The sequence below is a fragment of the Demequina gelatinilytica genome (assembly GCF_000971115.1).
Taxonomy (GTDB): domain Bacteria; phylum Actinomycetota; class Actinomycetes; order Actinomycetales; family Demequinaceae; genus Demequina; species Demequina gelatinilytica.
Window position 1 is genome coordinate 234,209 of sequence record NZ_BBLV01000003.1, and the last position, 19,002, is coordinate 253,210.

Below are 19,002 nucleotides of genomic sequence, written 5' to 3' on the forward strand. Positions count from 1 at the left end.
ACGGTGCTCCGGGTCCCCTGTATGCGGGCTCCCTGATCTGGCGTCCCCAGGTGTCGTCGTGGCTCGCAGGCGAGCTGCTCGCACCGGAGGTCCCGATCGTGGGTGGCACGTACAACGAGGACGAGTCGCAGGAGATCCCCGACTCGGTGTCTCTCAATGTGCCGCGCCGTCAGGACGGCTTCGACTGGATGCCCGGTGCCGACCCGCGCCATCCGCTCGCTCCCAACGGGCAGCAGCTGGTCGTGTCGATCGTCGTGACGTCGCTCCTGACCCGCCAGTCCTACGAGACCCGCCTCGGGGTGTTCCAGATCCAGGACTTCAACCCGAGCGACGGCGACGTGCAGCTGACCACGGCGGGCATGTTCAAGGTCATCCGCGGCAACAAGCCCGCATGGCAGCTCGCGCCGCGCGCCGGCGGCACGTTCGCCTCCGAGATCCGCCGTCTCGTGCCCGGCGGCATCGGCGTCCAGATCGACCCGGCGCTCACCGACCGGACGGTCCCGACATCGACCGGGTACGGGTCGGACCGGCTCGCGGCGATCAACGCGCTCGCGAAGGCGTGGCCGGCACGCGTGTACGCCGACGAGTACGGGCAGGTCCGGGTCGTCGAGGCGCAGCCCGACATCCCCGTCCCCGTCCTCGAGTACGTCGACGGCGAGGGCGGCACCGTGGTGTCTGCCCCGACGTCGGGCACCCGCGACGGGATCTACAACCGGATCAAGGTCAACGCGACCGACACCGACGGGTCCGACCAGAAGCCCACGCTCGCGATCGTGGAGCAGACCACGGGCCCGTTCGCGGTGTCCACGTTCGGTGTCGAGACCCGCGAGTGGTCCTCCCCGTTCGTCACGAACGCCACCCAGGCGCTCGCGGCCGGCACGAAGATGCTCCGCCGGTCGCTGCGTCCGGCGCGCACGCTCGACGTCGAGTGCCTATCGGATCCGCGGGTGCAGTCCGCCGACCCCGTCGCCGTCACCTACGAGGGGCTGCGCGAGGAGGGGTACGTCATCGCCGCCCAGCATCCCCTCACCCACAGGGACGGCAACACGAAGCTGAAGGTGGGACTGGGATGACCGACCAGTTCGACTACGCCCGCGAGGGTGTCACCCTCCCCGTTGGTGTCGAACAGTCGATCGACACCGAGATGCTCGCGGTCGGCGTGCTCGACTCGATCGACGAGTCCAAGAACAAAGCCCTCGTCGCGGTCGACGGCGCGGAGTCGATCGCGCTGCCGTTCGTGCCCGGCATCTACCGTGTCAACCAGACGGTGTTCGTGCTGAAGAACCCGTTCAAGGCGGGCCGGCCGTTCCTCGTGGTCGGCCCCACCAAGCCCTCGTCGACGCGCCCCGTCGGGGTCGTGACCGCCGTCAACGCGGGCGCGAACAAGGCCACCGTCACAGTCGTCGGGCAGTCGTACACCCTGCCGTACATCCCGATCGTCACCTACTCCGTCTCCGACGAGGTGTACGTCCTGCGGGAGCCGCGCCTCGGCGGCAAGCCCACCCTGATCCTCGGACCGTGCGACATCGACCCCGCCGACCTCGAGGACGACGACGACGACCCCGCCGCCCCCCCGGTCGCGACCACCACCTCGACATCCGAGACCGCGACCGCGACCATCCGCCCCACGTTCACCGGCACCTACGACGCCCACCGTGCCGCCTGGGACCGCTGGAACACCAGCCGCGAGGAGTACGGCGGCGCATCGACCCTGTACCAGGGCGACCCGTCGTTCTCGACACAGGGCCCCTTCACGGGCCTCGCAACCTACGCCGACCAGATCGTCGACCTCGGCGCGACCGCGATCTCCAAGATCGAGGTCCGCCTGCGCGGCGCGGACCTCGCGCTCGCGACCTACCCCACGATCACCGTCCAAGGCTCCGCGCACGCCGCCCGGCCGGGTGGTGCGCCGTCGTCGTCGGGCGACACGGCCTCGGGCTCGCCGGGCCGTTCGGGTGCGATCTGGGTCGAGTTGCCGGCGTCCATGGTGGCGGCGTTCGCGGCGGGCTCGGTCAAGGGCCTGTGCGTCGTCGGGTCGGGCTACAACGCGGTCCGCGGCACGAGCTCGGGCGACGGCATGGCGCTGCGTGTGACCTACACCCGGCAGATCTAACGAGGGAGAGACATGGCGACCAACGAGCGCGGGCACACCGTCCCGCCGGCCACCGGCGAGGCCCCGTCCCGGGCAGGGATCTTCGGTGCGTTCCCCACGATCAACGACATCATCCTGTGCTCGTCCGCGGCGGACCGGACCTCGAAGATCGCCGGGCTGTCGTACACGCCGTCCGCGACGCGGCCCGCGATCTTCTGGCGTGCGGACGCGACCGCGGGCAAGCAGATCGAGATCTACGACGGCTCTTCCGTGCGCGTCCTCGACGTCCGCGACACCGGATGGGTCAACCTCACCAGCGTCGGGTCGTTCTCGGGAGGCGGCGCGGCCGGTACCCCGACGCCGCAGGTCCGCATCAAGGAGGGCGAGCTCGAGGCGCGGGGCCGCATCACGTTCACGGCGATCGCGGTCGGTGGTGGTGCGATCGTGTTCCAGTTCAACACCGGCTGGCGTCCCTACGGCGAGTTCCTCGCCCCGGGCGCGTACAACGTCGCGAACCGCCTCTTCAACTACACCGTCGGCACCGGCGGCGCGCTGAACATCAACGTCGCCGCAGGCTCTGCGGGCACCGTCACCGCGCTGTCGCTGGACAACCTGCGCTTCTCGACCGAGGCGTAGGCGATGGGTCCTGAAGCGATCGTCGCCGCCGCCATCGCGCTCGGCGGCTCCTGGTTCGTCACCCGCGGCGACCGGGCCCGCATCGATGCGCTCGAGAAGCAGGTCGAGAACCTCTGGGAGGGGCGCCGCGAGGACGACCGGCGTATCCGTGCCCGCGACGACCACATCGATGTCCTCGAGGCGCACATCTGGGAGCGCAAGCCCCCGCCACCGCCGGCACGCCCGACGGACTGACACCACACGAGCCCACGGAGGAGACATGACCGAGACCCTCGTGAACCTGTCCACGCCGGGCCAGCTGCTGGCGCGCACGGCACGCTCCTACGAGTCGCTGCTGCGCGCAACCGGGCACGGCACCACCATCCCGGGCCACGCCATGCGGACCCTCGAGATGCAGATCAACGTCTTCAAGGACTACTACACGACCGACACATCGGAGCCGCTGTTCCGCTTCGACAGCGGCGCGTTCGACACCCGCCTCTGGAACGGCAGCCGCTGGTTCCGCCGCGCCGGCCGCCCCTCGGCCGCGATCCCCGGCACGTCGAACCACGGCAAGGGCCGCGCCGTCGACTTCCAGGGCCTCGGCGGGTTCGACACCGACGAGTACAACACGTTCGCGCGCGAAGCCACCAAGCGCGGATGGGACAACGCCGAAGGCAAGCGCGTCGGCGAGTGGTGGCACTGGAACCACAACCCCGACACCGACACGTTCGACTACGAGGAGGACGAGCTCATGGCAGCCAAGGACGAGATCGCCGCCGAGGTGATCAAGCAGCTCAAGGGCCAGGCCGGCAAGGTGACCCTCACCTGGGCCACCCGCCGCTCCATCGCCGCCGCACAGGGCAAGAAGATCGACGACATCCCCACCGAGATGGCCCTCGACGACGTCCTGTCCTACGCCGCCCGCGCCACATTCGACAACGCCGCGCTCGCGATCGAGGTCGAGACGCTCAAGGCAAAGGTCGACAAGCTCGCCGCCGGCATCAAGGTCGACGTCACCGTCGACGAGACCGCGATCGCCCGCAAGGTCGTCGCCGAGCTCGCCGAGAAGCTGAAGTAGGCCACGCCCATGAACATGACCAGCCTCCACAAGGCCGCCGCGAAGCGCGCCTACCGCACCCTCGCCCAGGGCCTCGGCAGCTCCACCGTGACCACAGCGATCACCGCCGTCGTCACCGACGGCAAGACCGCGCTCGCGGCCGCCGGCATCGCCCTCGGCACGACCGTCGTGACAGCGTTCGCGTCGTTCTGGCAGGGCGTGGCCAAGGGCCTGCCCGAGGCCGACCGCGAGTAGGGCGCTCACCATGGCGAAGTGGGAGTTTACCCGCGAGGGCACATACCGGTATCCGACGCTCGGCTTCACTGCCTCGACCGGCGACGTGGTCGAGGCAGATATCGCCCCAGACGCGTGGTGGGACGAGGTCGATGGGTCGACCGCGGTGACGATCCCGGTCACCCCGATCGGCGGCGCGACCGAGCCTGCGCAGGACGCGATCCAGGCCTACAACCGGACCACCAACCGTGGGCAGTGGAAGACGCTCAGCGAACTCGGCTTGCTCACTGCGGCCGAGCAAGATGCGCGGTATGCCTCTCAGCTCGACATCACCGGCCTGCCCACTGCGACGATCAACGCCTGGCTCGCGACCGCCTCCGCGCTCGGAGTGAAGCGCATGGTCGGCGCGGCCACGATCTCTGCGCCGCTCACCGTCGTATCGGATACGCGCCTCGACGCGCTGGGCGCACACATCACCGCGGGCTTCGACGGCAACATCCTCCGCAACGAGCACTATGCGAGCGGCGACCGCGACACGAACATCACCATCATCGGCGGCACCTGGGACCGCGCCGCGCGCGGCGGGTCGAACAACGATGCGCACTCGATCTTCATCCGTCGAGTCGACGGCATCCATATCGAGCAGGTGACGTACCTCTCGGAGGCTGGGAAGTACGGGATCGCCCTTGGCGACATCAGCGACTACACGCTGCGTGACATCCGCTCGACGTGCGCCTCCGACACGATCCACATCACCGGCCCCGCCTACGACGGGGTCATCGACGGCGTGCGAAACTCCGGCGGCGGCGATGACGTCGTGGCCTTCACGACGACCGATTACACCGCCTACGACGACGTCCACGGCCCTATCGCGGGCGTCTCTGTGCGCAACGTCTCCGGCACCACTTCGACCCGCATCGTGCTGATCGGCGGAACAGCATCGGGCGTGGCCGACGGCTACGACATCAGCGGCATCGTCGTCGAGGACGTTGTCCAGCACGGGACCGGCCACTCCGTGTGGACCGGCTCCACCGCCGCCGACGCGGCCCAGATCGTGGACCTCACGGTGCGTCGCGCATCGGGCGGTCAGGGTGTGAACCTGCGCCACCACCGCCACGGGGCTGTCACGCTCGAGACGATCACCGCGGCGGCCGGCAGCTCGCCCGTGAGCATCGGCATCGACAGCGCCGGCTCCAACGTCGTGACCAATCTGACGGTGAGCAAGGCTACCCACACCGGCTCGACGGCGTTCCTCAGCGTCAACAACGCGAACATCACCGTGGGCACAGTCACCCTCGACGGCGTGACGTGCACTGGCGCCGGCGCGATGGTGAGCGCCATCGCCGCCGCATCGTTCACCGCCCTTGTCCTGCGCGGCTGTCGCTACGCCGGGAGCAACGACGTCCTCACGCTCGGAGGCACCTACACGCTCGGGCAGGTGACCTTCTCGGACTCCGCGCTCACGACCGGAGCGGGCAAGCACGTCATGCGCCTGAGCGACACGATCACGGTCGCGGCGATCGCGTTCTCCCGGTGCACCATCGGAGCGGCCGACACCAGCAGCGGGATCATGGTCTACAAGGGCTCGACGGGCCCCGTGCTCGGCTCCATCAACGTCGATGGGTGCGACCTCAACGCGATCGGTCGCATCCTCGAGGTGGCCAGCGGTTCCAGCGGGACCGTCGCTCTCAACGTCGCGAACACCGATGTCACGGGCTGCAACCGCATCGCCCAGGTCGGCGGCGGCACGCTCAACTTCATCTACGCCAACGTGAGCGGTGCCACCGTCAACGAGCCCATCCGGGTCTACAACGGCACGGCGGCGAACATCCGCGGTGCCGGATGGGGAGTCAAGACTTCGAGTTGTGTGGTGCGCGCGAGCGCCGAGGTCATCCACGTTCTCGCGCAGGACTTCCCGGCCGACGTGTCGATCCTCACGAAGGCCAACGGCGACGCAGCGACCAACACCAACGCAGGCCTCGCGTGCGGAGCCGGTCGCGTGATCTCGGACGGGTCGGCGTGGAAGAACGTCTACTCAGGGGCGACGTACTAGCCCCACAACGACCCAGAATGTGGCGGTCATCGCTACACCTTTGATAGCGTGGCGATGACCGCTACAGATGGGGGAAGCCATGGCCTCGACAGCCCCGGGCTCGAGCACCGTTCGCGCCTGCGACCTGCGCTACGGGATGCGCATCATCACGCCGAATGGCCACCTCGGCACCGTGCTCGACGCCGTGCTCGACGACACGCACCTGCGCATCTTCGTCGCGCTCGAGGACGGCGACGAGAGCAGCATCTACGCGCGCGTCGGCGAGACGTTCCACGTCCGCGCCGCCGCGATCAAGGTCCGCGCGGTGTGCCAGTTCTGCGCCTGCACGTCCCGCTGGCACGAGACGCGCGACGGACGCGCCGACCTCTGGGAAGGCGTCGGCCGCGGCTGGTCCGTGGCACCGTATCCGCCCGCGCACGCGCACCGGTGGGGCCCGCATGGCGACCTGTGGACCTGCCCCAAGTGCGAGCGCGAGGGCACCATCGGCAAGCGCCCCGGCGCGTGGGAGGGCACTGAACGCAAGGCGGCGGCATGATGTCCCCCATGTCGCCACAGCACAAGGGCCTGATCCCCGCGACCGACCAGGCCCGCATCCGCGCCGCGCTCGCGGCCCGCGATGCGTCCTACGACGAGCTGGTCGCCGCGGTCCTCGACGCCGCCGAGCATGGCGCGTCGGTGCGTGAGCTCGCGGAGTTCACCGGTCTGTCGACGAACACCATCACCAGGTGGAAGCGAGGCGAGCGAGCATGAGCGAGACAGGTTCCCACGAGTTCACGACACGCGACGGCGTGCGCGCGATCATGATGACCGAGCGCACGCGCTTCGGCGACGAGACCGCCGCCGGCGTCATGGCGAACCGTTGTGCGTTCACCTCGCGCGACATGGGCGCGGACTGGCCCGAGGCGTTCACCTACGCGATCGTCATGGGCTGGGGCAACGATGACGACGAGTGCGAGTCGGGCGAGTGCGAGGTCGCGTTCGAGGACTGCAAGGACCCGGCGCACCGCGGCATGGCTGAGCGGGAGGTGGCGGCGAAGTTCGGCTGGGACGAGACGCTGATCGCCTTCCTGCGCGACGCCCACGACCGCTTCAAGGCGCTGCCTCAGACGGCGAATCGTAGCGACGGTCGCGAATAGTCAGCCACCCCACTTTGCCCGGCCCCACCGCCACGGAGCCGACCACTGCCCAGCGCTCCCAGATGACAGGATCCTCGGTCGCGGTGGACGCCCGCGTCCCGTTCACGGGCTACTACCTCGGCGAGCCGGGGACGCGCGTCGCGCTGTCCATCTGGGGCATGCGAAGCGGCGGCTCCGCGACCACGGCCGCGACCGACTACCGCGGTGAAGCCGCGCGCTGGGAGCCAGTGCGCAACAACCAGTTCCACGGCTGAGCACCGGCTCCCCAACCTCGCCCTACCCCCGGACGGAGACCGACATGGCGAAGTGGCAGTTCAACCGGCCCGGCTCGTGGGACTACGCGACCCTCGACATCCGCGCGACGTTCGGCGACGTCCTCGAGGCCGACTTCGCGCCCGACGCATGGTGGGACGAGGTCGACGAGTCGACGCCGGCGACGATCCCCGCGACACCGTCATCCGGCGTCATCGAACCCAGCCAGTTCTCCCTGCAGGCCTACGACCGCGGCCTGAATCACGGCGTATGGAAGTCCCTGTACGACCTCGGGCTGGTGCCGGGCGCGCCCGGCGTGCGCTTCGCCGGCCAGATCCAGCCCTCGGGCGACACGTCGGGCATGACGGACCGTCTCGCGATCATGGCCGAGCTCGCGCGCTGCGGTGTCGCCCACCTCGCGCCAGGCAGGTTCTACATCAACGACGACCTCCTCGTCCCCGAGGGCGGCGCGATCATCGGATCCGGCTGCTTCGCGACAGTGATCACGGTCGCGGCAGACGCGAACGTCCACGGCATCATCTGGGCCACCGACGTCGACAACATCCACGCCGCCGACCTCGCTGTCGACGGCAACGCGGACAACACGAACTCGTTCACCGGCACCTACCCTCGCGCGGGGATCTTCACCCGCCGCGTCTCGAACGTCGTCCTGTCGAACGTCTACGCGACGAACACATGGGGCGCCGGCGTCTACCTCATCAACTCGGGCGCGGAGACGAACTCCCGCAACACCGAGCTCACCAACGTCACCGCACAGGCGTGCAAGTCCGACGGCATCAAGGTCTCCAACGCGATCCGCGACGTCTTCTACAACGGCGTCTACGCCCGCGACAACGGCCGCCACGGCGTCGTCATCGACCACTCCGAGGCCTCGAGCTCCGAGATCATCGCCAACGCCAACGCCGGCGTCGGGATCTACGTCCGCAACGTGTACTCCCACAACCTCAAGGGCCTCACCGCCAAGCGCAACCAGCTCGCCGGGATCGTCGGCTGGGCCCTCACCCGCTCGATGGACTCCTCCTGGGTCGCGCAGGGCAACTGCCTCCACCTGACCTCCGGCGAGGGCGCCATCTCCGACCTCGGCGAACCGTTCGACTCCACCGGCGACCACCTCAAGGGCGACATCGTGATCATGGCCGGCGCAGCCGAGGGCGCGTCCTACGGCTCGACCCGCCACCTCGCGCTCGCGGGCGTCGTCGCGGGCTCCGACAGCGAGCTGGGCTACTCCCGCGCCGCCCCCTACGCGCTGTACATCGCCGACGGTGTCGGCGCTCGCGGTTCGGTCGCGATCACCGGAGTCGTCGCGCAGGCGGGTACCGAGGGCCGCATCCGGGTGCCCGAGACGGGCGACATCTACGTCGAGGAGTTCGTCGACGGGGTGCGATACGTGCACCGTGGCCGCGACGCCGCGGACCTCCTCGCCTACGACGACTGGTCCGGTCGCGACGCGATCGGCGCGGGCATGACGTCGGGTCAGGCATGGATCCAGACCACCGGCACGTGGACTCGCGTGCGCGACCTGCTGTCGGGCTCAGGCTCGAGCACGTACCTCACGGCCGCGCTCGGCGCGGACCTCCGGCTCGACGTGACCTGGGAGACGCAGGACTCGGACACGATGGCGCTGCTGTTCCGCGGAATCGACCAGAACAACCATCTCTGGGTCGCGCTCGGCGGCACCGGCATGCAGCTGCGCAAGCGCGTCGGCGGCACGAACACGACCCTCGCGGAGGGCGCGCTCGCCTGGACGACGAACACCCGCCACCGCGTCACGGTGACCGTCGACGGCGCTGAGATCACCGTCGCGGTCGACGGCGCGGAGGTCATCGCGCACACCCTCACCGGCGGCGACGAGACCACGTTCGCGTCGGCCGACCGTGTCGGCTACAAGGTGCTGGGCGCGAACTCCGGTCAGGCCGCGATCGGGCACCTCACGGCGCAGTCGCTCGCTTAGCCGCGATCGCCTCGAGCGCGTCGCGCGGCTCGTAGTAGCGGCCGTCGCCGGCCCCACCTGCGAGCAGCGACACCGACCAGTACTCCCCCGCAGGCGAGATCCAGCCGATCGTCACGCCGGCGCTGTCGCGCACGACCCACTGGCGTCCGGCGAGGTCGGCGACGAGGTCACCCGCGGTCATCGTGATCTTCACCCCACCAGCGTGCCAGGCGCCCCTGACGTCCGCCGCACACCCAGACGACCCCCACCACCCCTTCCTCCCGGGTGGTGGGGGTCTCGTGGTGTCTACGCGGCGCGGGGAAGCTCCCACGCGTGGGGGGCGATCGGCCGGATGTCGTTGACGGGCGCGGCGTCGGCGACGATCTGGACGCGGGCGGCGTCGGCGACCTTCGCGTAGAGCAGCGTCGTGTCGATCTTGGCGTGGCCCATCACGTCCCGCAGGGCGAACACGTCGTGGTTGGCCTGGTAGGCGGTGGTGCCGAACGCATGGCGCAGGGTGTGGGCGGTGTAGTGCCCCTCGAGGGCGCGCGACGCGAGCCGGGTGATGTGGAGCGCGGACAGGTGGCCGTCGACGCGACCGGGGAAGAGGTAGCCGCGGGCGTTGGCGATCGCGGCGCGCAGCTCGGGGTCGAGGATCGGCACCGCGCGCTCGTTCTTGCCCTTGCCGCGCACGTAGAGGTTCTCGCCGATCAGGTCGCGGCTGTGGACCTGCGCGATCTCCATGCACCGAAGGCCGGCCTGGCGTGCGAGCGCGAGGATGAGCCGCTCGCGCCACGGCGCGATGCCCATGGCGCGCCGGTAGACCTCGTCAGGTGCGGGCCGGGGCACCCCGCGCGGCGCGGTGACCGGCCGCATGCCTGCCGCGGGCGAGGCTGCGAGATAGCCCGCGTCGACCACCCAGCGGTAGAACTGGCGCAGCGTCACCTGCGCGCTCTTGCGTGCCTGCGCGCCGACGTTCAGCCCTGCCAGCCACATCTCGATCTGCAGACGGGTGACGGTGAGCGGGTCGGCGTGGCGGCGCGAGAAGGCGGTGACGTAGTGCCGCCGCAGTCGGCACGTGCCGAGCGAGCGCCCGGCCGCGAGGTACGAGGTGATGAACTCGTCGATCAGCTTGCTCCACATGGTGAACCCCCAGCTTCCGGACGGCGTCGGTACCGTCCTGCCTGTGCCGGATGCATCGGCTTCCCGACCGCCGCTCTTGAGCCCGAGATTCCAGCATTACCCCAGGTATACTACGGAATTGTGTGGTGGTTTCGGGCATACGGAACCGTCCCGCGGGCCGCGTTTTCCGCTGGTATATCAGGGAGGTGGTGCGGGATGCGCGCGGCTTCGGGTGCGGTGGTCTCGGCTGTCAGGAGTGCGTCGAATTGGCTCCGAACTTCGCCTCGACGATCTGGCTGGCGACGAAGGAGTCCCACCCATCGGGCGCTGGGGGGACCCATGCGGGCACGTCACGGATCAGCTCGCGCGCGCCGGCGATGACGTGCCACGTCACTCCGCGGAAGGACTCGGCGCCCATGGCGTGGACGCCGAGGTACTCGACTTCGCCGCGCAGCGAGTGCTCCCAGGTGACGCGGTCCACGACGATCGGCATCGCGGACGGGTAGTGCGGGTCCTCGAGCTCGACCGGGGGGACGACGGCGACGGTGACCTTCGCGGACGCGTGGGCTCCGGGCTCAAGGCGCCCCGGCCGGCTGCCGATGCCCATCTCAGGCGGCCTTGTCGCCGAGGTCCAGCCGCGGCGCGCTCAGGCGCTCGCGGACGCGGCGCTTCTTGTCATCGAGCGAGGAGACGGTCCCCGGGACCGTGTGCGCCCTGTAATCGGCAGGTTACTGGTTCGAGTCCAGTCGGGGGAGCCATCCAGGGCCGGTCCTCATCGAGGACCGGCCCTTCTTCTTGCCCCGCGACGGGGTGCCGGAGCCTCAGGTGGTGAGGCCGTAGCCGTCGCCCCACTCCCACTGCCGGCGGTCCGCGCGGGCGTCCAGCGCATCGGCCGCCGCATTGCGATAGGCCGTCATGAGGCGCGCGTACTCGCGCCTCTCGGCGCGGTTCACGCGAGGCTCCGACGCGATCCCCCACGTCACCGCGACGAAGCCCATGAACAGCGCCGTGCCGTTGTGGAACACCGCGGCCCACGTCAGCAGCATCGGCGCGACGAGGATGAGCAGCGGGGACCGCTCCCACCAGGGACGCAGCGCGCCCTCGTCGCGCATCGCATGACGGATCTGCCGCCGCGCATGCCGCATGAGCGCCGCGAGCCTGATGTCGCGAAGGCCCCGGATCGACGGCACATCGACAGGATCGAGCGCCGCGACATCGCGTCGCGCCCGCTCCTGGATGACGAGGACGGCGTCCACTCTTCGGAACCTAGCAAAGTGCGGCGCGCCGTTCCAGAGATCGGGGGCCGAAGGTTCGCACCAGGGATGATGCCGCGGCGGGGCTATCCCCCGAGCATCACCGTGCCGTCGGGGGCGAGCGGCCAGAACGGGTTCATCGCGAGCTCCCACACGTGCCCGTCGGGATCCGCGACGTAGCCGCTGTAGCCGCCCCAGAAGACCGACTGGGGGCGCTTGAGCTCCGTCGCCCCGGCCGCGAGCGCCTCCTCGAAGACGGCGTCGACCTCCGCCTCGGTGCCGTAGTTCTGCGCGAGGGTCATGGCACCCGTGCCGAGCGTCGCGCCGGGCCGCACCTGATCCTCCGCGAGGTCCGCGAGCCCGAACAGCGCGATCAGGGTGCCGTTCGCCTGGAACATCACCAGGCCGCCCTCACGGTCGACGCGCTCCCAGCCCCACGCCTCGTAGAACGCGAGCGCGCGATCCATGTCCGCCACGCCCAGGGTCACCAGCGATACCCGCGGTGCTGCCATCACGGCCTCCTCACCTCTCCCTCGGAGGCTACGCGTGCCGTCCGACATCGGTGATGCCGTCACCGCGAGGAGATCGCTCAGGCGGAGTCGCGCAGCTCGCGCCGACGCTGCTCGATGCGGATCATCTCCGCGAACGCCTCCTGGGCGACGTCCGTCCCCGCTCCCGCGCGCTGCATGCGGCCGCGCAGGTCCGCGATCTTGCGCGTGAGCGAGTTGTCGAGAAGGCGCGCGAGAACCGAGCGTGCGTAGACGCCAGACTCGGCCGGCTTGTCATGCGGAAGCGGCGTCACCGCGAGCTGCGAGACGAGCGGCGCAAGGTCCGTACCCGCCTGCTCGACCACGGCACCCACCCAGTCCGAGGGCGCTTCCGCAGGTCCGCCCGCCGCCACCACCGCATCGAACACCTGCGCGTACTGCGGCGTCACGTACGCGTCGCGCGCCAGCTCCCCGTAGATCGCAAGCGCCTGAGCATCGTCCGCGATCGCGCGATGCGCCTGGAGCAGCACGCCGAGCGACAGCGCCTCCGCCCGCACCACGGGGTCGCGTGGATTGGGGCGCGCCACCGTGACGGTGGCGATCTGACCCGTCTCGGGGTCCATCGGCGGCGGGCCGTCGTCGTACGGCGGGGGCGCCTGCGACGGGCCCGGGGCGCCGCCGTGACCGGGACGCCCCTGGCCTGGACGCCCGGAGGACGATGCGCCGCTCCCCCGCTGCCCTGCCTGCGACACCGCGCGCAGCACGTCGACGGGCTCCATCCCGAGCCAGCCGGCGAGGCGACGCGCATACTCCGGGCGGATCGCGCGGTCGCGGATCTGCGCGACGATCGGCGCCGCCGTGCGCAGCGCGGCCACGCGACCCTCGGGGGTCTCGAGGTCGTGCGACGCGAGCGAGGCCTTGATGACGAACTCGAACAGCGGGACGCGACGCTCCATGAGGCGCTTCACAGCGTCGTCCCCGTCGCGCTGGCGGATGTCGCAGGGGTCCATGCCCTCGGGGTCCACCGCCACGAACGTCTGCGCAAGGAACTGCTGGTCCAGCGCGAAGGACTTGAGCGCAGCGTTCTGGCCGGCCTCGTCGCCGTCGAACGTGAAGACCACCTTCGCACCGTGCGAGCCGACCTTGAGCTGCGTCTGGCCCGTGTCCCCCATGAGGCGTCGGACCACCTTGACGTGGTCCTCGCCGAAAGCCGTGCCGCACGTCGCGACGGCGTTGGTGACGCCTGCGAGGTGGCAGGCCATCACGTCGGTGTAGCCCTCGACCACCACGGTGGTCCGCTCGGAGCGGATCGAGCTCTTCGCGAGGTCGATGCCGTAGAGCACGTGGCTCTTCTTGTAGATCTGGGTCTCGGGGGTGTTGAGGTACTTGGGGCCCTGGTCGTCGTCGTGGAGGCGGCGCGCGCCGAAGCCGATGACGTCCCCCGTGACCTCGCGGATGGGCCACACGAGCCGCCCGCGGAAACGGTCGTAGACGCCTCGCTGGCCCTCGGAGACCAGTCCCGAGGCCTTGAGCTCGGGCTCGGTGAAGCCGTTCTTGCGCAGGTGGTCCGTGAGATGCGACCACCCCTGCGGCGCATAGCCGCAGCCGAAGAGCTCCGCGGCGTCGCGGTCGAAGCCGCGCTCGCGCAGGAAGTCACGCGCGATGCGCGCCTCGGGGGCGGCGAGCTGCGCGCGGAAGAAGTCGTTGGCGACGCGGTGCGCCTCGAGCAGGCGGCGCCGCATGCTCGATCCGGACTCCGAGCCGCGCCTTCCGCCGGCCTCGTAGCGCAGCGTCACGCCGGCCCGCTCGGCCAGGTACCCGACCGCCTCCGCGAACGGCAGCCCGTCCATCCGCATGACGAACTCGATGACGTCGCCGCCCTCGCCGCAGCCGAAGCAGTGCCAGCGGCCGGCGGCGGGCCGCACGTGGAACGAGGGCGAGCGCTCGTCGTGGAAGGGGCACAGCCCCTTGAGGGAGCCCACGCCTGCGGACTTGAGGGAGACGTGCTGGCCGATGATGTCCTCGATCGGCGCACGCTCGCGGACAGCCGCGATGTCATCCCTGTTGATCGTGCCCGCCACGCGCACAGACTACTCGGGCACGCCACCCTGCCCGCGCATCGTCCACCGGCCCGTCACGTCCGTGTCACCGGGTGGCGCTAGGCTGGACGGAGCACCCCAGGAAAGGACGCTGTTGTGAGAGTGGACGCATTCCTCGCCGATTCGGCAGAGGTCGTGCAGAACAAGATCTACGCGCTCGGCGCGGGGTGGAACATCATCTTCGTCAACGGCTTCCCGGCCGTGCACCGCCGCCTCTCGGTGGGCGCGATCGTGCACGTCCCGTTCACCGAGACGAACCGCTCGCACCAGTTCGAGCTCAAGCTCCTCACCGAGGACGGCGTGGAGTACCCGATCGGCATCCGCCCCGACGCCGAGGGCAAGCCCGCTCCCGTGCGCGCCATGGGCGGCGAGTTCACGGTGGGCCGCCCCGCCCACCTGGTCGACGGCGACGAGCAGGTCGCCAGCTTCGCGTTCACCATCGACGGACTGCGCTTCGACAAGCCCCGCCTCTTCTCGTGGGTCATCAGCGTGGACGGCGAGGAGATGACCCGCCTGCCGATGCGCGTGCAGCAGGCGGCTCAGCGCGCCTAGTGGACGTCTACACCGGGGTCGTCTACCCCCTGGTGCTGATCGCCTGCGCCGTGCTCGCGGTCGCAGGTCTCGCCGCCCTCGCGTGGCCGCGCCTGCATCGTGCGCTCACGCTCATCACGCCGGCCGCGTTCGTCGCGGCCGGCGTGCAGGCCATCACGGTCGTGACGCTGCTGCTGTCGGGCGTCGACGCGGACATGATCCTCGCGCTCGGCTACCTCATCGCGTCCGTGGCCCTGCTCGCGCTCCTCGGGATCGGTCGGCTCGGCACCCCTGAGGCAGCCGCCGGCGACCCCGATCCGAGCCGCCCCGTCCTGTCCCCCCTCCAGATCGCGCGGGTCGACGCCGCCGCGGCGAGCATCGTCGCGATCGCCCTGGCAGTCGTCTCGTGGCGCATCTACGTCATCCTGGAGACCGCCGCATGAACCCCGTCGCGCGCATCTCGCTCATCGTCGCCTACGCCGTGCTCGCGCTCGCCGCGCTGGGCCGCTCGAGCTACCAGATCTCGACCAAGCTGTCCGAGGCGCCCGTGCCCTACCTGGTGTCCGGCGTCTCGGCGCTGCTGTACCTGGTGATCGCGATCGCGCTGTGGAAGCGCTGGGCGGGCGTCGCGCTCATCGGCACCGCGGTCGAGCTGTTCGGGGTGCTGGTGGTCGGCACGCTCGGCTACGTCGAGCCCTCCTGGTGGGCGGACGAGACCGTGTGGACCGGCTACGGCTCGGCGTACGGGTGGGTGCCGCTGCTCCTTCCCCTCGCCGCGCTCATCCTGCTGGTGCGTGAGCGCCGCGCCCGCGCGGCTCGCACCGCCGCCTCGGCGGCCGCCACCTCAGGGGACGCGCGATGACCGCCGCTCCCGAGCGCGCGGTCGAGCCGCGACGCAGCAGCCCGCTGTCCCTGGCGCTCAACGTGATCCGCGGCGCGATGATCGGCACCGCCGAGACGGTCCCCGGCGTGAGCGGCGGCACCGTCGCGCTCATGACCGGCGTCTACGAGACGCTGCTGACCTCCGCGGGCCACCTCATCGGCGGCGTACGCCTCGCCGTCACCGACGGGCTCCGCGGACGCGGCCTCGCGCGGTCGCGCGACCAGTTCTCGCGGGTGGCGTGGGCCGTGGTGCTCCCGATCGGCGTGGGCATGGTGATCGCCCTGGTGGGCATGGCGCACGTCATGGAGGGTCTGCTCGGGGACCACCCGGAGACGATGCGCGGGCTCTTCCTCGGCCTCGTGGTCGCCTCCCTCGCGGTGCCCTTCCGCCACTCGCGCGCCTCCGCGACGCGGGCCGGTCATGCGGGGGCGTGGGGCGTGCGCGAGTGGGCGCTCGCTGCCGTCGCCGCCGTGGTGGTCGGGATCGTGGTCTCGCTGCCTGGCGGCAACCTGTCCCCCGAGCCGTACATCCTGGTCCCCGCCGGCGCCCTCGCGGTGTCGGCGCTGGTGCTGCCGGGCCTGTCGGGCTCGTTCCTGCTGCTCACCATGGGCCTGTACGAGCCGACCATCGCTGCGCTCAACGACCGTGATCTGGGCTACCTCGCGCTGTTCGCGACGGGCTGCGCGATCGGGCTCGTGACCATCGTCAAGCTGCTGCAGTGGCTGCTGGAGCACCACCGCCGCGTCACTCTCGTGGCGCTCACCGGCGTGATGGCGGGCTCGCTGGTCGCGCTGTGGCCGTGGCAGGACGCGGACGGCGCTCGCGTCGCGCCGTACGGCTCGCTCGCGGGGCCGGTCATCGCCTTCGCGGTGGGCGCGCTCGTGGTGGTCGCGACGCTCGCGATCGAGCACCGGATCACCGGTGGCGTCGAGCTGCCCGAGCCTGCCCCCGCGGTCGAGGACTGAGCGCGCTCAGCGCCGCCGCGCCACGTAGCGGTGGTGCCAGTCGTACGCCGACTTGTCGGTGAGCGAAGCCACCTGGTCGATGACCACCCGCTTGCGCGCCGCATCGTCCAACGCATCGCGGTGCATGACCGCGAAGTGCGGCTCGAGCGCCTCGTCCCCCAGCTCGACGAGCGCCCCGACCAGGTCCGCGAGGCGCTGACGCTGCTGACGGTAGGCGGCCTTCTTCTCACGCGGAGCCATGAGGAAGTGCACCGCGATGCCCTTGAGCATGAGGATCTCGTCCGCGAGCCCCTCCGGGATCACCAGCTGCGCGTGATGACGCGTGTGGGGGCCGTCGCCGTACGCGGCGCTGGTCGCGTCCGCGACCGTCCCGACCACGCGGCCGATGAGCTGGCTCGTCATGTCCTTGAGCGCGGCGAGCGCGCGATGCGAGCCGTCGTACTCCTCCATCCACCACGGCTCCGCGCGCAGCCGGTCGAGCGCGGCGATGAGCGCCTCGGGCTCTCCCCGGCCGTACCACTCGCGCGCGTGGTCGGCGATCTCCCTGGCACGGCCCGGGTCGCGTAGCACGCCGAGCGAGACCGTGTGGTGGACCACGGAGTCCTCGACGTCATGCACCGAGTACGCGATGTCGTCCGCGAGGTCCATCACCTGCGCCTCGAAGCTCTGGCCGCGCTCGGGCGCGCCCTCGCGGAGCCACCGGAACACCGGCAGGTCGTCGTCGTAGACGCCGAACTTGCGCGTGGGGCTGCCGTCGGGGCGCGTGGGCGTCTCGGGTTCGCGCCACGGGTACTTCACGCTCGCATCGAGGACGGCACGCGTGAGGTTGAGGCCCACGCTCTCCCCAGTCTCGGGGTCGAAGGACTTGGGCTCCAGGCGCACCAGGAGGCGCAGCGTCTGGGCGTTGCCCTCGAAACCGCCGATGTCGCGGGACACCTCGTCGAGCGCGCGCTCCCCGTTGTGGCCGAAGGGCGGGTGGCCCAGGTCGTGCGCGAGGCACGCCGCGTCGACCACGTCCGGGTCGCAGCCGAGGACCTTGCCCAGGCTGCGGCCCACCTGCGCGACCTCGAGCGTGTGCGTGAGGCGCGTGCGCACGAAGTCGCCGGTACCCGCGCCGAGGACCTGGGTCTTCGCGCCGAGGCGTCGAAGCGCGCTCGAGTGGACGATGCGGGCTCGGTCACGTTCGAACGGCGTGCGCTGGGCCTGCTTGGGGGGCTCTTGGACGTATCGCTGCACGTCGGCTGCGGCATAGCCGGGCGGAGGCGCGGTCATACCTCGACTCTAGCGGGCACGATGCGGTGGTCCGGGGAGGTGCGGCGCGGCTTCCTAGGCGGGGGGCCGCAGGTGGAGCTGGACCAGGCCGGTGCCGTATCGCACGACACGTTCGACCGTGAGCTCGGTCGCGCGGGTGGAGCCGGCGAACAAGGGGACGCCGGCACCCAGCACCGTGGGCATGAGCGTGATGATCAGATGGTCGAGCAGCCTCTGCTCCAGGGCCTCGCGGACCATCATGGCGCCGTCGATGTAGACGTCCTTGTCGCCCGCGCGCGCCCGCGCCTGCGCGATGAGGTCTGCGAGGGAGCCGTCGACGGCGGTCACGGACGGGCGGGCGTCTGGCAGGTCGCGGTGCGTCGCGACCAGCATGGGGATGTCTCGATAGGCCCACGCGTCGAAGCCGGCCGCGATGTCGTAGGTGCGCCTGCCCATGAGGATCGCGCCCACCTGGTCGAGGAAGGGCTCGAAGTCGAGCGGTTGGTCGGTGTCCGTGGCGGCCCAGGGATCGGTGGCGATCGGGGTCTGGTCGCCTGGTCGGTCGAGCCACGCGAGGTCGTCGTCCGGGCCCGCCACGAAGCCGTCGAGGGACATCGCGAGGTAGGCGCGTACTTGGGTCATGACTTCACGGTAGTGCGGGGGTGTGACAGGGGTCGGGTCGGGACCGACGGGACTCTCGAACGGCGTGTCCGTGGGTCCGGTGCCGCCGGCAGCCCGCTGTCGAGCGTCGCGCTGCGGGGAGGTGATGTCCCCAGGCCGAAAACTGGTGTTGCTCTCCACATCTACCAGGGTGGATATCGGGGGGTGGGTGTCAGACCTCTCGTGTTGACTGGTGTCATGACCTTCCCGGTAGAGGCGATCGACGCGGCGCGTGAGGCGCTCGCGCCGTTCGAGGACCGTGACCTGGCGGCCTTGTCGGAGGCGGAGCTGGCGGCGGCGTTGGACGCTGCCGCCCGCTACCAGCGGCTGGCCGCGGTCCCTCACGCGGTCCTCGCA

The 19,002-nt window shown here is 70.7% G+C and carries 24 protein-coding genes; 16 read left to right on the plus strand and 8 right to left on the minus strand.

Translation table 11 applies throughout. From position 1 onward, the window contains the following. The first annotated feature begins 50 nt into the window (after window positions 1-50). From AOM00_RS03735 to AOM00_RS03790, 12 genes are all read left to right on the plus strand, one after another. Window positions 51-1,073 (plus strand): hypothetical protein, encoded by a 1,023-nt coding sequence (locus AOM00_RS03735; protein ID WP_156159018.1) that lies wholly within the window; start codon window positions 51-53, stop codon window positions 1,071-1,073. Then, window positions 1,070-2,113, plus strand: a complete 1,044-nt coding sequence (locus tag AOM00_RS03740) for a hypothetical protein (RefSeq protein WP_062516494.1) — start codon at window positions 1,070-1,072, stop codon at window positions 2,111-2,113. Before AOM00_RS03735 ends, AOM00_RS03740 begins: the two co-directional genes overlap by 4 nt. Before the next feature lie 12 nt (window positions 2,114-2,125). Beyond that, window positions 2,126-2,728, plus strand: a complete 603-nt coding sequence (locus tag AOM00_RS03745; protein ID WP_062516495.1) for a hypothetical protein — start codon at window positions 2,126-2,128, stop codon at window positions 2,726-2,728. A 3-nt stretch (window positions 2,729-2,731) separates the two neighbouring features. Then, entirely contained in the window at window positions 2,732-2,962 is a 231-nt protein-coding gene (locus AOM00_RS03750) for a hypothetical protein (protein ID WP_062516496.1), read from the plus strand. 25 nt (window positions 2,963-2,987) lie between these two features. After that, entirely contained in the window at window positions 2,988-3,788 is an 801-nt protein-coding gene (locus AOM00_RS03755; protein WP_062516497.1) for a M15 family metallopeptidase, read from the plus strand. Window positions 3,789-3,797: 9 nt separating this feature from the next. After that, window positions 3,798-4,022: a hypothetical protein gene (locus AOM00_RS03760; protein ID WP_062516498.1), complete on the plus strand. Its 225-nt coding sequence runs from the start codon at window positions 3,798-3,800 to the stop codon at window positions 4,020-4,022. Window positions 4,023-4,032: 10 nt separating this feature from the next. Further along, entirely contained in the window at window positions 4,033-6,054 is a 2,022-nt protein-coding gene (locus tag AOM00_RS03765) for an autotransporter outer membrane beta-barrel domain-containing protein (protein WP_062516499.1), read from the plus strand. Window positions 6,055-6,133: 79 nt separating this feature from the next. Continuing rightward, entirely contained in the window at window positions 6,134-6,589 is a 456-nt protein-coding gene (locus tag AOM00_RS03770; RefSeq protein WP_062516500.1) for a hypothetical protein, read from the plus strand. Between the two features lie 8 nt (window positions 6,590-6,597). Then, complete coding sequence (locus AOM00_RS03775) at window positions 6,598-6,804, plus strand: helix-turn-helix domain-containing protein (protein WP_062516501.1); 207 nt, start codon at window positions 6,598-6,600, stop codon at window positions 6,802-6,804. Then, window positions 6,801-7,190: a hypothetical protein gene (locus AOM00_RS03780; RefSeq protein ID WP_062516502.1), complete on the plus strand. Its 390-nt coding sequence runs from the start codon at window positions 6,801-6,803 to the stop codon at window positions 7,188-7,190. Before AOM00_RS03775 ends, AOM00_RS03780 begins: the two co-directional genes overlap by 4 nt. Before the next feature lie 62 nt (window positions 7,191-7,252). After that, window positions 7,253-7,444 (plus strand): hypothetical protein, encoded by a 192-nt coding sequence (locus tag AOM00_RS03785; RefSeq protein ID WP_062516503.1) that lies wholly within the window; start codon window positions 7,253-7,255, stop codon window positions 7,442-7,444. A 44-nt stretch (window positions 7,445-7,488) separates the two neighbouring features. After that, window positions 7,489-9,414: a right-handed parallel beta-helix repeat-containing protein gene (locus AOM00_RS03790; protein WP_062516504.1), complete on the plus strand. Its 1,926-nt coding sequence runs from the start codon at window positions 7,489-7,491 to the stop codon at window positions 9,412-9,414. Here AOM00_RS03790 and AOM00_RS03795 read toward each other — a convergent pair. From AOM00_RS03795 to dnaG, 6 genes are all read right to left on the minus strand, one after another. Further along, on the minus strand, window positions 9,392-9,607 hold the full coding sequence (locus AOM00_RS03795) for a hypothetical protein (protein WP_062516505.1): 216 nt from the start codon (window positions 9,605-9,607) through the stop codon (window positions 9,392-9,394). The two genes, AOM00_RS03790 and AOM00_RS03795, sit on opposite strands and share 23 nt — an antisense overlap. Window positions 9,608-9,699: 92 nt before the next feature. Further along, a complete protein-coding gene (locus tag AOM00_RS03800; RefSeq protein WP_062516506.1) occupies window positions 9,700-10,536 on the minus strand; it encodes a tyrosine-type recombinase/integrase in 837 nt (278 codons plus the stop codon). Between the two features lie 229 nt (window positions 10,537-10,765). Continuing rightward, window positions 10,766-11,122, minus strand: coding sequence for a hypothetical protein (locus AOM00_RS03805; protein WP_062516507.1), 357 nt, complete (start codon window positions 11,120-11,122; stop codon window positions 10,766-10,768). A 214-nt stretch (window positions 11,123-11,336) separates the two neighbouring features. Next, window positions 11,337-11,771 carry a hypothetical protein gene (locus tag AOM00_RS03810; protein WP_062516508.1) on the minus strand — a complete coding sequence of 145 codons (435 nt, stop codon included), beginning with the start codon at window positions 11,769-11,771 and terminating at the stop codon, window positions 11,337-11,339. A gap of 83 nt (window positions 11,772-11,854) precedes the next feature. Further along, on the minus strand, window positions 11,855-12,280 hold the full coding sequence (locus AOM00_RS03815; protein WP_062516509.1) for a VOC family protein: 426 nt from the start codon (window positions 12,278-12,280) through the stop codon (window positions 11,855-11,857). A 77-nt stretch (window positions 12,281-12,357) separates the two neighbouring features. Beyond that, a complete protein-coding gene (gene dnaG, locus AOM00_RS03820) occupies window positions 12,358-14,337 on the minus strand; it encodes a DNA primase (RefSeq protein WP_062516530.1) in 1,980 nt (659 codons plus the stop codon). A 114-nt stretch (window positions 14,338-14,451) separates the two neighbouring features. Between dnaG and AOM00_RS03825 the strand changes: the two genes are divergently transcribed. Genes AOM00_RS03825 through AOM00_RS03840 form a run of 4 tightly spaced genes read left to right on the plus strand, consistent with a single transcriptional unit; the run spans window position 14,452 to window position 16,734 of the window. After that, complete coding sequence (locus AOM00_RS03825) at window positions 14,452-14,907, plus strand: DUF6941 family protein (RefSeq protein WP_156159019.1); 456 nt, start codon at window positions 14,452-14,454, stop codon at window positions 14,905-14,907. Then, window positions 14,907-15,329 (plus strand): hypothetical protein, encoded by a 423-nt coding sequence (locus AOM00_RS03830; protein WP_062516510.1) that lies wholly within the window; start codon window positions 14,907-14,909, stop codon window positions 15,327-15,329. The genes AOM00_RS03825 and AOM00_RS03830 overlap by 1 nt, the downstream gene beginning before the upstream one ends. Continuing rightward, complete coding sequence (locus tag AOM00_RS03835; RefSeq protein ID WP_062516511.1) at window positions 15,326-15,748, plus strand: hypothetical protein; 423 nt, start codon at window positions 15,326-15,328, stop codon at window positions 15,746-15,748. The genes AOM00_RS03830 and AOM00_RS03835 overlap by 4 nt, the downstream gene beginning before the upstream one ends. Continuing rightward, window positions 15,745-16,734, plus strand: coding sequence for a DUF368 domain-containing protein (locus AOM00_RS03840; RefSeq protein ID WP_062516512.1), 990 nt, complete (start codon window positions 15,745-15,747; stop codon window positions 16,732-16,734). Before AOM00_RS03835 ends, AOM00_RS03840 begins: the two co-directional genes overlap by 4 nt. 6 nt (window positions 16,735-16,740) lie before the next feature. On the opposite strand, the gene AOM00_RS03845 is transcribed toward AOM00_RS03840, so the two are convergent. Next, on the minus strand, window positions 16,741-18,006 hold the full coding sequence (locus AOM00_RS03845) for a deoxyguanosinetriphosphate triphosphohydrolase (RefSeq protein ID WP_062516513.1): 1,266 nt from the start codon (window positions 18,004-18,006) through the stop codon (window positions 16,741-16,743). Between the two features lie 54 nt (window positions 18,007-18,060). Further along, window positions 18,061-18,627: a dihydrofolate reductase family protein gene (locus tag AOM00_RS03850; protein ID WP_082096522.1), complete on the minus strand. Its 567-nt coding sequence runs from the start codon at window positions 18,625-18,627 to the stop codon at window positions 18,061-18,063. Window positions 18,628-19,002 lie beyond the last annotated feature (375 nt).